Origin of the sequence: Bacteroides sp. AM44-19, from assembly GCF_003603395.1 — a bacterium.
In the GTDB taxonomy this organism is placed as follows: domain Bacteria; phylum Bacteroidota; class Bacteroidia; order Bacteroidales; family Bacteroidaceae; genus Bacteroides; species Bacteroides uniformis.
Window position 1 is genome coordinate 369,450 of record NZ_QTNB01000001.1, and the last position, 13,669, is coordinate 383,118.

Annotated in this window: 13 protein-coding genes and 1 pseudogene; all 14 read right to left on the bottom strand. The window is 39.7% G+C overall.

From position 1 onward, the window contains the following. Window positions 1-90 precede the first annotated feature (90 nt). Entirely contained in the window at window positions 91-186 is a 96-nt protein-coding gene (locus DW947_RS21485) for a smalltalk protein (protein WP_005828262.1), read from the bottom strand. A gap of 32 nt (window positions 187-218) precedes the next feature. Then, window positions 219-719 (bottom strand): HU family DNA-binding protein, encoded by a 501-nt coding sequence (locus tag DW947_RS01725; protein WP_009036934.1) that lies wholly within the window; start codon window positions 717-719, stop codon window positions 219-221. A gap of 206 nt (window positions 720-925) precedes the next feature. Continuing rightward, entirely contained in the window at window positions 926-1,876 is a 951-nt protein-coding gene (locus DW947_RS01730; protein WP_119958422.1) for an MraY family glycosyltransferase, read from the bottom strand. An 18-nt stretch (window positions 1,877-1,894) separates the two neighbouring features. Further along, complete coding sequence (locus DW947_RS01735; protein ID WP_009036932.1) at window positions 1,895-2,800, bottom strand: NAD-dependent epimerase/dehydratase family protein; 906 nt, start codon at window positions 2,798-2,800, stop codon at window positions 1,895-1,897. 8 nt (window positions 2,801-2,808) lie between these two features. Next, window positions 2,809-3,930, bottom strand: coding sequence for a glycosyltransferase family 4 protein (locus DW947_RS01740; RefSeq protein ID WP_009036931.1), 1,122 nt, complete (start codon window positions 3,928-3,930; stop codon window positions 2,809-2,811). Between the two features lie 20 nt (window positions 3,931-3,950). Further along, the gene (locus DW947_RS01745) at window positions 3,951-5,462 is read right to left on the bottom strand and encodes a BCCT family transporter (protein WP_009036930.1); all 1,512 of its coding nucleotides are present in this window, start codon (window positions 5,460-5,462) and stop codon (window positions 3,951-3,953) included. 7 nt (window positions 5,463-5,469) lie between these two features. Beyond that, window positions 5,470-7,050 carry a phosphotransferase gene (locus tag DW947_RS01750; protein ID WP_009036929.1) on the bottom strand — a complete coding sequence of 527 codons (1,581 nt, stop codon included), beginning with the start codon at window positions 7,048-7,050 and terminating at the stop codon, window positions 5,470-5,472. Continuing rightward, window positions 7,047-7,916, bottom strand: a complete 870-nt coding sequence (locus tag DW947_RS01755; protein ID WP_009036928.1) for an NTP transferase domain-containing protein — start codon at window positions 7,914-7,916, stop codon at window positions 7,047-7,049. Before DW947_RS01755 ends, DW947_RS01750 begins: the two co-directional genes overlap by 4 nt. Then, on the bottom strand, window positions 7,916-8,761 hold the full coding sequence (locus DW947_RS01760) for a hypothetical protein (protein WP_133303531.1): 846 nt from the start codon (window positions 8,759-8,761) through the stop codon (window positions 7,916-7,918). Before DW947_RS01760 ends, DW947_RS01755 begins: the two co-directional genes overlap by 1 nt. 176 nt (window positions 8,762-8,937) lie before the next feature. Continuing rightward, window positions 8,938-9,128 (bottom strand): annotated as a pseudogene (locus DW947_RS22080) (hypothetical protein); the annotation flags it as partial. 165 nt (window positions 9,129-9,293) lie between these two features. After that, entirely contained in the window at window positions 9,294-10,640 is a 1,347-nt protein-coding gene (locus DW947_RS01765; RefSeq protein WP_009036926.1) for a UDP-glucose dehydrogenase family protein, read from the bottom strand. 2 nt (window positions 10,641-10,642) lie between these two features. Next, a complete protein-coding gene (locus tag DW947_RS01770; protein WP_009036925.1) occupies window positions 10,643-11,455 on the bottom strand; it encodes a glycosyltransferase family 2 protein in 813 nt (270 codons plus the stop codon). A 2-nt stretch (window positions 11,456-11,457) separates the two neighbouring features. Next, window positions 11,458-12,474 (bottom strand): hypothetical protein, encoded by a 1,017-nt coding sequence (locus DW947_RS01775; protein WP_009036924.1) that lies wholly within the window; start codon window positions 12,472-12,474, stop codon window positions 11,458-11,460. A gap of 17 nt (window positions 12,475-12,491) precedes the next feature. Continuing rightward, complete coding sequence (locus DW947_RS01780) at window positions 12,492-13,652, bottom strand: glycosyltransferase (RefSeq protein WP_034528727.1); 1,161 nt, start codon at window positions 13,650-13,652, stop codon at window positions 12,492-12,494. Window positions 13,653-13,669: the final 17 nt, after the last annotated feature.

Consider the following 13,669-nt stretch of genomic DNA (forward strand, 5'->3'; position numbering starts at 1 on the left):
AGGGAATTATAAATGAAGAAAATAACAAAAAGGCGATGAAGTGCTTTTCCTTCACCGCCTTTCTCCTAATATTCTATATAAATCTACAATTTATACATTCATTGCATTGGCACCTAAAGCTCCCAATATGGCAGAAGCAACAGCTATCACTACCTTCAAAATTTTGTCCCAAACGTTCTTTTTCATAGTTTTAATCTTTCTAAATCAGTAAATACATCTTATCCTAACGGGTTCTCTCCCTGGTCACCGTCGGAACCGCCACCGGAATTACCACTATCACCGGCATCATCCTTACCATCCGTAACCACTCCCGTCCATTTCTCAAACTCCACACCCTGGAGCAGGGCACGCGTAGTGCCGATGGCAGCCGGGCGCGTGTATTCCGGAGTAAACTGGCAGCGCAAAGCAGTCACCTGATTGGGATTCACGTCTTCAGATTTGACCACTCCCTTACCTCGCGTACGGGCCTTCATGGTGAATGTGCCCAGGCCATCCAGACGCACCGTACGGCTGTTCAGCAACTGGCTCCTCATTACCGTCATCAGGTTACGGATTACATTATGTACGTCACCCGGAGTCAGGGAAGATTTCTCGGCAATCACCTCAGCCAGCTGTTGCGCATCCACAGCTCTTCCCACTTTCTTCAAACTCAGATGCCAAAGTTTGGCACCCTCTTTCGTCGCCAGAGACGACTGTCTTGCATAATAAAATAAAGGCATACTTTCTTTCTCCTTTTTACATTTTTAATTCAACATGGTTTTTCATCTCGTATTGTTGATCAACAATGCAAAGGTGAGGATATATTTGCCTGTAAACAAAGAAAACAGCCTCGCTGAAGCTGTTTTCTGAGATAAGTTCATAAAGTATTGATTTACAAGTCGACAGATTAGGCAAGCCAACTTAATCAAGAAAAGGAAAGCTTATTTCAAATTGATTGATGTAATCCAAAATACCTCTTCATGAAACAGATATAAATAAGACTTAACAAGAGGATGGTACATAGCAGATACCAGTAGCCTGAATCCAAACACATTATATATCCTACGATTATGATTGCCTGCACTGCCATGTAAATAGAAGAAACCATTACATGAGGAATCTTCAGCTCATTCGCCATAATCTGATACAGATGCTTGCGATGCGGTAGTCCGATATTCTCATGAAGCATCAGGCGGTGAATGATAGTCAGTACACTATCCACACCATAAACGGATAAAAGGACAATCCAACTGAAATCTTCCGTTTCAATGATGAGCCTGCCTATCAGGAAAAGAAGGATGAAGGCAATGCTCACCGAACCCACATCACCCGCAAAGCATTTGGCACGCTTGCGGAAATTGAAGAAGCAGAAGACAAGAACGGAACAGATAACGGTATAGATGAAATCCGCTTCCACAAAAGTAACAACCTCCTTATTGATATAGGCCAACGCAGCAAGAATAACCAGAGAACAACCGCCGGTTATGCCATTAATACCATCCATAAAGTTGTAGGCATTGATGATACCCGTACAGACTATCAAGGCTATGACTATCCACCACCAGGACAAGGAGAACAGTCCCCACTGATAAAACATCAAAGCCATGGCAGAGAAATGAAAAAGCAGTCTTGTCATCTGTCCGGTGGATTTTATATCGTCCACGAAGCTGATGAACGTCACCAGTGTCAAGGCAAGCAGGAACCAGGGATATTCAAAGCCACTCGTCAGGAAATAGACCAACGCACCGAAATAAAAGATAATCCCACCACCACGCAAAGTCACTTTCGTATGGGAACTGCGCTCATTGGGCTTGTCGATGATATTGCACCTATCAGCCACCCTAAAATAAAAAAGTTCTGCCACGAATAACAGAACTAAAATTATCAGATAATACATAAATACAAACTTATTTTACTACTTCAAACTGTCTGCAACCTGTTTTAAAGACTCTTCAAAGCTTACCAGCTGATAATCAAATTCCATCTTACTCATCTTTGGATTGTAATAGTAGGTCGCAAACATCTTATTTATAGGCTGCAACACAAAGCTACCCAACCACACAAACGGGTTCAGCAACTTGGTTATCCAAACCTTGTGACCAGCAACCTTAGCGAAGTAACGGACAATCTCCACCGTATCAGCCAACTCGCGATTTTGCGGATAAAACGTACCCTCCAACTCACGTTCAATCGCCTGCTTCACAAACTCAGCCAAATTGTCAATATAGAGCATCGAACGCTTATTGTGCCACTCTGGAAATACCGGAGTCTTACAAGCCAACTTCGCCAAACGAGGGAAATTCCCCTTCGCATTTGGACCATAAATCATACAAGGACGAAGGATACAGATTTTCATCTGATTTCCACCTTTAGTTTTAGCAGAATCTTCCTCCTGATTTTTAACAAGATCCCACAGTCCATTCTCTGCCTGTAACTTCGAGTCACCATAGAACCCATTCGGAGCCGGTTTCGTTTCTGCCGTCAAGACTTCAGCCTTAAGCGACCGGCTTTCATGAAACACTATCTGGCTCGACATAAAGATAAACTGCTTCACGCCCGTAGCCTTAGCATGTTTTGCAATCTCAATCGTTAAGTCACGATTCACCTTATAATAAAGCGGCTCCATTTTCGGATCTGCATTTACATGTGCAATACCAGCCACATGAAAGACCACATCATACTTTGTATAATCAGCCTTCTTCCAGTTGTCGTCCATCGTATCCACCGCATCAATCTGATACGATGAGTCCTTAGACAATATATATTTTCTGACGCTCTCGCCCACATAGCTACCAGCGCCAGTTATTAATATTTTCTTCATTCGTTCAATTAGTAGAGTTTCTCTATTTCTTTCCAAACCAATCGGCTGTCAAAGTTCTCAACGACCCACTTTCGTCCATTTCTTCCATCAATGACATTTTCCTTACGAATCATATCAAGCTTTCTCACCAAATCCTCAGGAGCAATATCCACGAACAAACCTGTCCTACCGTCAATAATCGAGTCACAACAACCTGTTACACGAGTCGTAATGACAGGTTTCTCCATCGCCTGCGCCTCCAACACACCCGTAGGAAATCCCTCACGATAAGATGCGAGTACATACACATTCATCAACGAATAGTAATACTCCATACCGCCATTGATAAAGCCTGTGAAAATAATACGCTTATCATTCTTAATCCGTTCCTGAATGTCCTTAGGCAAAGCATCCCTCACCTCAAACATGCCTACAAGCAACAACTTGCAGTTATCCGCATCCTGCAACCGGTCAAAAGCACGTACCAGTTCAATAATGCCCTTATCACGTACCAAACGACCTGAATAACCAATTACAAAGTTACCCTCCTCAATGCCATACTTTGCTCTCAATGCAGCAACCTTCGTCTGATCAATAATAGCGGGATTGAAGTGATTGACAGTATCCACTCCATTGCATGTACCCTTACCTAAAATGATTTGCTTTTTTGCAGGAGCCAAATGATTTTCAATACTCCTTCTAAGCACAGATGGACTTACACACACCACCTTAGTTGAACAAAACGAAGCCAATCTGTCCACCGTCATCAGTATGAAACGTTTCAATCCATAACTAGTCTCATACACCAATCCATGACGAAAGTAAATGCGATTAGGCACACGCATCAACCAACCCGAAATCATAGCTAGTAACCCACCTTTAGGCGTATGCCCAACAATGATATCAATCTTTTGTTTTTTGATAAACTTGCAGATATTCCGTATCGAAGTAAAATCCTCTTTTATCGAGATACTTCTATTCACAGGAGTCTCAATATACGCGAATCCTTGCTCCTTAGCAAAGTCTGCCAAATACTCACTCGGACTGCAAGCTACATTCATATTATAACCCTTTTCTTTGAAGTATTTGAACTGATCTCCGATGAAATATGGAAGAACGAAATAAATATTTACTACATGTAGAATATTCATTTTTATAAAGCAACATATTTTTACTTACCTTCTTGCCACTTTCTACAATCCTTGAAGAAGCTAATAACAATCATTGTGAGAAGAATCCCTACAGGGAAAGCCGCAATAATGGTTACGCCCTGAAGACTATAGAGGGAATTCTCAGCAAAGAGAAGACCGATAGGAAGAAAAATGAGCAAAAGCGCCCAAAATCCACGAATCTTGCGTGAAGGTTCTTCATCGGCAGCAATCTGTTTGTAACTGTAAGATGAAGTGACATATGTGATGCCATCAAGTGTAGTACTATAGAAAGCAATCATAGTAATCACAAGCAATATCAAGGCAACTGCAGGAAGAGGGAGCGTGTCAAAAATCATCAGAATGGCATCGTACATCTCACCACCATTGCTAATGAAGCCAGTCACATTAAGACCATACTTCATTTGCTGAGCAAGCCCGTAGTTACCAAGAATAATAAACGACATGTAGGTTCCTGCGAGCCCCCAACCAAACGAACCGAAGACCGTGTTGCGGATAGTACGACCCTTTGAAATCAAAGCGATGAAGAAAGGAGTTGCCACACACCAAACAAGCCAGTATGCCCAATAATAGACAGTCCAGTTCTGAGCAAAACCGTTTTCACGAAGAGGATCCATATAAGTAGAGAGACCGATGAAGTTCTGAATGAGGTTGCCCAATGATTGGAAGCCTGTTTCAACGATATAACGAGTTTCACCACCCAAGAAAAGGAAGTAAAACAAGATACCGAAAAACAGATATGAACAGATGCCTGCAAGTTTGCTGATACCAGTCACACCGAAGAGTACGGTAATCGTGTAGATAGAGCAGATAAGCAGAAGCACACAGATGGTGATGGCTGTATTGACCTCAAAACCGAATACCGAACCCATAGCTTTGGTAAGCAGAGGAGTTGCCAACGAGAAGGTAGTAGCAGTAGCACATACCACAGCAAAGATGGCAATCACATCAATCATCTTACCCCAGATACCATCCACTTTATCGCCAAGGAGCGGACGGCAAGCCTCTGAGAAACGCTGTCGTTCACGCTTGCGAACATGCATCATGAAGCCAAAACAAACAGCAAGAATCACATAAAAGCCCCAAGCCAAAGGTCCCCAATGAAATAAAGTGAAAGTAGGAGCCCACATCTGCATAGAGCCCTTTTCTACTACATGAGTTTCTGCGCCATAGAGTGCCCACTCAATAAGTGAGTAAAACATGATGTCGGCTGCCATAGTGGAAGTGAAGATCATTGTACCCCACTTGAAGTTACTGTAAGCAGGCTTGTTTAGATTTCCAAATCTGATGTTTCCATACTTTGGCTTAAGAGCTACATAGAGTGCACAAGCCACACTACCAATAGCAAGTATAGAATAATAGAGTCCGATGGTATCACCCAAAAATCCCCTCATTATATCGACTACTGATTTTGACTTATCGGGCACTATCATAAATACTGCCATCAATGCTATAACTATAGCAAAGGGGATTAGCATCGTGCTCCAATCAATTTTTCTATTTTTGACTTCCATCTGTATACTATCTTTTGATGTTCTTTAAGTTCCTTATCGCGCGATTGTAACGGTCGTATCCGTAGGTCCCAAAGTTATCTCCCTTTGCCTCCTTGATGATTGTCCATTGTGCCCAGAGGTAATCCCAAAGAATCATATAACAGAGAATCTTTTTAAAGGAATTCTTCGGTACATTTCCGTTAAAATACTTGTCAAGAATGTAATCCTGATTTTCTTTCGTAAAGTCTGCTTCTATAAATAGAGCTGCAAAATCTGCCATCGGGTCGTTCATACCTGAGTACTCCCAATCAATGAGGTAGATTGTTCCATCCATTGCCTTGATGAAGTTCTCGTAGAGAGCATCATTGTGACATGGGCAAAGTTCTACACCCAATTCATTTAAATAGCCTTCAAGTGCCATCACCTGCGGACGAACCTCCTCCCATCCTTCATACATTATAGCCTCTGCCTTTTGTATCAACAGGTCGTACTTTTCTATCTCCTGAAAAATATTGAACTCGTTCTTCAGCCGAATATGCGAACCATGAACCGTCTGATAAATCTTGGCTATCTTCTTCATATTGTCATGACGCTGGATAGTAGCGGCATTGAGGGTTTCAGCATTCTCTACAAAGTCTGCCAGTTTAATTCCGGTCTTTGCATTGAAATAGCGAATCTCCGGAGTCACACCCATCTTGCAGGCTTCGATGGCATTAAATTCTTCGTTAGCACGCTCCACCATTCCCTCCGAACCATTTCCTGGAACACGAAGTACATAACTCTTACCTTCGAAATTCACTCGGAAGTTCTTATTGCTCATACCGCCAATCTGTATGATTTCAACCTTGCTGACATCTTCTCCTGAGAAGATGCTCTGCAGATGCATCATCAGGTTATCGTAATCAAACGGATCTTCGCGTCTTCTGAGACGAGGATAAATATCGTTCTGTAACTTCTTAAAATCCTCTTCACAATCCACATCGCCCCAAATGAGATTCTTGAACATTATGACAGGACGATCAAGCGGATCGGTCACATCCATCAGCAGATACTCATAGTTAAGATACGGATTGCTGGCATGCTCCCAGGCTTCAATCAGATGCTTATAAGTGTCCAGGCTGATACGGCTCACACCTATCATCTCACCCTCAAAATGGCACACACGATGGCGATCTTTTGTTATCTTGGTAGCAAAACCATTCTTTGTTTCCATAAAGCACTCGTCGCCCGAACCACTTTCCTCAGTCATTGAGAGACAATTGCCTTCGGTTCTGGCAGCGAGTTCCTCCAGAACTCTTCTGCCATAGAAAGTATCGCTTTCTATAAGCAGAAAATCCTCTTGGATATCATCTTTTGCCAATGCCAGCGAACCCATAGATGCCGTAAACTCATAGTCCTCATTTTTGATGAGTTTTACATCTTCAGCTGCATATTTCTGGAACATTTCAGCTTTGTAGCCCACCACTAACACAATATTACTGAAATGGAGGTCGCGAAGGATTCCCAAAGTTCTGTCAAGCAAGCAAAGACCTTCGGCAAACGGCATCAGAGGATAGGGTATTTCAGAATCCTTCTCACGTCTGGCTGCAAGTATTACGGCAGTTTTCATATTCTCTTAATCTCTACACCTTTTTCGGAATTGTATTCGTATGGGATTTCACCTACCATAAACCGGAAGTGCAGGTAGTCGCCCTTGTGCCTGATATTCTTAAAGGCATAAACATCTGCCTCTTTCACCTCAAGCTGTTGGCAAATCTGCTTAACTACCGACGAACATGTATCATCTTTATAGCTTTCGTCAAACTGGCGCAATTCGTCAAGCGAATCAAACTCAAGAATCTCCCCTTCCTTATAGCGGTTGATTCTCATCTTTGGCAGTTGGTCTATATAACGGATATAGACATCCTCCCAATAGCCTTGCTTGGTTTCTTCGTTCTTGTATTCCTCAATCATAATCTTACGGAAAGCCTCCGAGAACTCATGATTGAAAAACACATGCCCTACCATATACCAAGCATCACGACCGCCAATCTTTACTTCGGTAATCTGACCGTTGTCATTGGTGGTCAGACAATATTCACCAGTTTCGCCTTCTGCATAGAGAGCAGAATAATAACTTTCAGCCGATTCCTTTACGAATACATTATCTGGGAAATAGTTATCTGAACTACACACGAACGTATTATCCAGTTTTTCGATTACACGTATTACTGACGAAGTATTGTTGTAACAAGCATAATCTTCGTTGCACACAATGCTGACGCCATACTTCTTCTTGAGATAGGCAAACATTTCTGCCTTATACCCCACAACGAGAGTGATGTCTTCAATGCCAGCCTCTTTCAACTGACAAATCTGGCGCTCAATGAGCACCTCACCTTTCACCTCCAGCAATCCTTTTGGACGTTCAACAGAGAGTGGTACAAAGCGCGATGAAGTACCCGCAGCCATAATGATGGCATTACGTTTTGTCATTAGAATGAGATATTTGCAATGAAGTTGATGTATGGCTTATCAAAAACCGGATTGTAGATATACTCTGCACTCAGAGGAAGCGTCCATCCATTTTTGAAGTTTACATTATAAGTATATTTCAGGTCGATGTTGCAGACTGCGAATTTCTTTTCGTAATTGGTGTAACAAGACCTAGTTGGTGTCATACCAACAGCCAGCGAGATGCGGTTGTTATTGAGGAAATCGTAATAAGTACCAATCTCCAGATAGGTAGAGTATGCCTGCTTCAGATTGCCATCGGCATCCTCGTATTTGTCATCATCGCCTGCAAAAAAATTACTGGCAGTAATCCAAAGAGGTACTCTCTCAGGAGTATAGGTGATGCAAGCCTCTAACCAGTGACCATTGTGCTTACCGCCAAAGTACTCATCGCCCTTACTTCCAATAGTAGGGTAATAATAGTCGTTGAAGGCAACGGTCAAGCCCTTCCAAGTATAGCTCAAACCAAGGTCAACCTCTGCATATTTACCATTAAAAGCATAACCACCCATGGCGTATACATAAAGACCATTCCAACTATAGTTCACACAAGGGAAAAGCACAGGTGCAGACTCCTCAGGAATCATCTCCATACCTCTCCACATATACTTGGTCTGAAGATCAAGGCCCAAGTGGAAGTTCGAAGCCTTTAGCTTTGCGCTCCAGTTGTTCCTTGCAGGAAGCCCAGCCTTTGCTACTGGAGTTGATACGGTTTCCTTAACAACAACCTGTGCGATATAGACTGTATCATGAACGTACACGACTTCCTGTGCGAAAGAAGCAATCGAAATTGTTAGCAATGATAATGTAAGAAAAAACTTTCTCATTTCTACTGTAAATATTTATCACTAATTATATTATTTTCAATATTTCCTGATTACTAAGTGGTCGTTCAATAGAATAAGTTTTTTTGCTTCGCATTGCCTTTTCATTTATTACGATATTATCTGTCAAGACTCTATTTAGAACAATTCCAGTAAAAAAAACGCCAAAATAATCCAAAGGGAACACTCTTTACCTGAACTTCCACTATTTTTCTGCAGGTACCCTTATACCATTTATAAAAATGTTGTAAGAGACGTTATTCTTTGAACAGAATGAGTGAAGAAACATTCCATGAGGGACGGCCTCAGTTTGGTACTGAAAATAAAATCTTTCAAGAGCTTCGCTATATACATAAGTGTTAGATTTTATTTCCTACAAAGATATAGATAGCATTTTGAAGCCCTAATTTGAGTGCTTACTTAAATATATATGTCAGCCTATTTTAAGCACTTAAAAAACAAATGATTAACATTTTCATAATTGCAATACTCTACATAGACGGCATATATCCAAACAGGCTCTAAAAAAGAAATATTATTTCTCCCCTATTTTGGTATATTTATATCCCATTTTCTCTATATCAACTCTATTCCAAATATTTCGACCATCCACAATCACTTTCCCCTTCATCACTTTATCAATAACATTCCAAGCAGGTAAACGGAACTGTCTCCATTCTGTCATTAATAATAATGCATCTGCTCCGTCCGCACAATCATAAATATTAGAAGTATAAGTCACTGAATCACCTATTCTGCGTTTACATTCATCCATGGCAATGGGATCAAATACTCTAACTTGAGCTCCGATTTTCAATAATTTATCAATCACGACCAATGCCGGTGCTTCCCGCATATCATCAGTTTCCGGTTTAAACGCAAGACCTAAAAGTGCAATAGTCTTTCCTTTCAAACAACTTTCAGAAGCCTGTTTCAAGGAATCTTCAGCGGATATTAAAGCTACAAGTTTTTCATATACGATACTCTTCTGCTTCTCATTAACTCGTTCTACAGCTTCAATTATTTCCATGTGGTAACCATTCTCAACACCTGTATGTATCAATGCTTTAACATCTTTTGGGAAACAACTTCCACCATATCCACAACCTGCATAAAGAAATTTTTGTCCAATACGGGCATCTGCTCCAATTCCTTTACGCACACTATCCACATCAGCCCCTACCCTTTCACAAAGGTTTGCAATATCATTCATAAATGAAATGCGTGTTGCAAGCATTGCATTGGCTGCATATTTAGTCATTTCTGCACTGGGAATATCCATAAAAATCACCCGAAAATTCTGAAGCAGAAAGGGTTTATAAAGCTTAGTCAAGATCTCTTCCGCCCGCTTACTTTCTATTCCAATAACTATGCGATCCGGACTCATAAAATCCTTAATGGCAGCACCCTCTTTCAAAAATTCCGGATTACTTGCTACATCAAATGGAATTTGCAAACCTCGCTTGTCCAATTCTCCTTGAATAGCCATTTTTACTTTTTGAGCAGTGCCTACAGGAACTGTGGACTTTGTTACAAGTATAGTGTATTTATTAATATTCCTTCCAAATTCACGAGCTACCGCCAATACATATTGCAAATCAGCAGAACCATCTTCGTCAGGTGGCGTTCCCACTGCTGAAAAAACAACTGCCGCCTCATCAATGACATCTGATAAATTTGTCGAGAAGTTCAGACGTCCATATTCTACATTACGTCGTACCAACTCTTCTAATCCAGGTTCATAAATGGGCATCTCACCATTCTTCAACTTTTCTATTTTATCTATATCAACATCAATACATGTTACCCGAACACCCATTTCCGCAAAACATGTACCGGAAACCAATCCTACATAGCCTGTGCCTACAACTGCTATATTCATAATTACATTATTTTATAAAAAAAATACCTTATACAAGAAAAAAACATCCAAAAAGAAAAATTTCTCAATCCAAACCGATATTCTCTATAACGGAAGAAATGCTTTTGCCAAAATGTCATATTCTCACCATTTTTACAATAGAATTTATAAAGTCCCAGTTTCCTATTTGCCAATTTCGTAATAGAAGGAGCTTCTTTATCCACATGTATAATCTGAAGAATATCCGTCAGATATATAGCCTTTGGTTTAACTTTAAGCAAACGTGTCCACATATCCCAATCTTGATTACAAGGCATCTCTACATCAAAACCATTTGCTTGAAGTATCAATTCTTTTTTTACCAAAACTTGATTTCCCACCACATTACACCACAACAAATCATATAGAGAGAAACACCGATCTTTAAAAAAATAGCGAACAATCTTCTTTCTATTTTTCTCATCACAAATTACCCCGGCAGAACATACAAAAGCCACCTCATCCGACATCGCAGCCATCATTTTCTCAATTCTCTCCGGCACAAATTCATCATCATCATCCAACCCTGCAATATACATTCCATGAGCTTGGCTTATTCCATAATTACGAGCAGCACAAGCTCCCCGATTAGGATCTGGCAATGCATAATAAAAAAGATTATCATTCTTCTCTATCAACTGCCCGATTTTTTTTGCAGTATCATCAGAAGAATGGTCATCCACCACGATAATCTCTATATTTCGATAAGATTGGTTTATAACAGAATTAACGGCTCTTATCACATTATCCTCACGGTTGTGTGTTGTGACAATTACACTCACTAATGGTTCATTCATAACTATTCGAAAGGATATAAATACTCTTCCAATTCTGATTCTATAAATTTTATTTTCTCAAGTTCCTTAACATACATAGATTTCTTCCAAAGCATTGTATTGTTAATCGATCTTGAAGGCATGAACTTGGGATCTTTACTATGCAGTTTCTCATCAAGATTCAAAAAATGATTTACACGCTTTGAAAATTCATCGTAATGATAAATAGCGTCTTCGAAACGAATTCTCAATACATTTTCCGAATCTTTTTCTCGATTGATTTGTTCACGCTGTTTACGATATAACACCACAAATTTATTTACATCCTTAGGTACCCAACCCTCACCCCAGCGCACAACATTTTCCAAATAATAATCACGAGGATCACGATCAACCACTATTGCTTTCATCTTTTCAAAATAATCGAAATAACGGTTTATGCCAGTAGGCGGTAGCAATTGATCAAAATAAATATAATCATATTTATTAGACGGATCTATTACTTCACACAATGCTGTGAGATACCATTTCACACATTCACAGAAATATACTTTTGTTGGAGAAGAAAAATACATATCTCGATGCGGAATATAGTGCGCAATATACTTACGGTTTCCACCTAATAATCTCATGAAATGAGGATAGATTTTATATAAAAGATAAGACTTCCATCGAGGCGCCATCACCAAATATTCTCCCCAAAAACCATCCCATGTTACATCCAACAGTTTCGATAGGAAATCATAAGATATTTTTTTAAATTGCCCATGGAAAAATTGTTCATATCTCTTATTAAAAATATCGCCCGCTTGCCATTCCACATAATTGATGAAATTCTGAATAGCAATATCAGAATTCAATCGATGATAACTATTCACCAATGTATCTTCCAACGAAGTTACTCCACCAAAATCTTGAAGAAATCTAAACTCAAAATCACCGAAATTATTAATATTCTCAAATTCTGATAAATAATCGGTCACTACACCCGACCCTGAACTTCCAAAGCTAGCGCACGATACTATTTTGTAATCTTTCATTAACACTACATTTTATATTAATATAGATTCAGTAAAAAGGCTTCCACTCTTTCTAATATCACTTCCGGAACAAACTGTTTACTTTTCTCCAATGCCAAATCTGAATATTTTCGATACATTTCTTTATCGGAAAGTATGCGATATATATTTTCTCCCAATGCCTCGAAATCATCAATAGGAGAAACAAGCCCATACTCACTATTACCCAATATCTCACGTACCGATGTGTCCGATGACACTAATGGAAGTCCAAAACTACCCGCTTCAATCAATACGGTAGGTAATCCTTCTGAAAAACTGGAAAAAGCGAACAAATGTGCTGCTGCATAATAATTCTGAGGTTCTGGCTGGTTACCCTCGAAAAAGCAAACATCTGCCATTCCATTCTCTACAGCAAAAATTTTAAGTTCCTCTTCAAGTTCCCCTTCACCTACCATCAACAAATTACACGAATAATGGTATTTTTCTCTAATATATGCCATGGCCTTGATGAGGCTTTTATGGTTTTTTTGAGGAGATAACCTTGCTACCATCAATACAAAATCACCATATTTATCTCTCAATTCACTTATCTTCTGTTCATTCAAAGGTTTCTGTCTTATAAAAGAAGGATTATAAATTTTTTCAATATTCAGATGAAGGAACTTATTGAAAAACAAGACCTCTTTTTGACAAACATCGGTCAACACCACCAGATTCTTTATTTTCATATATAACCTTTCAAAACCTGGTACAATTACCATATAAGAATAAAGCCCCCCATGCAACCAACAACACTTCTTTTTCGCTTTCAGAAAGTCATATGCAACAAAAGACAGATCATTCAAATGACCAGAGAAAGCAATCGCCACATCATATTTTCTTCGAGGTGTTATGATGCATTTATAACCAAACAAAATAATCCTCAACAATAAAAAGATTATAGGAAAAGCATATTTCCCCCACCAATATTGCTTGGCAACCCTCCAATACGCTTCAGGGCAAAGTGCCAAAGGCAACGGCATATTTTTTATTTCACAATCTTCAGGCAATTCATTGACTATTTCATCCGTTTTTTTAGGATTCAGAATATAAACATCCACTTCATAGCCACGTGATTTTAATAAATGGATATAATCTATCCCCACGCGCTGAATGCCTCCATAAAACATAGAATCAAAAACAAAAGCAATTTTCATTTCATCTAAATTTACTA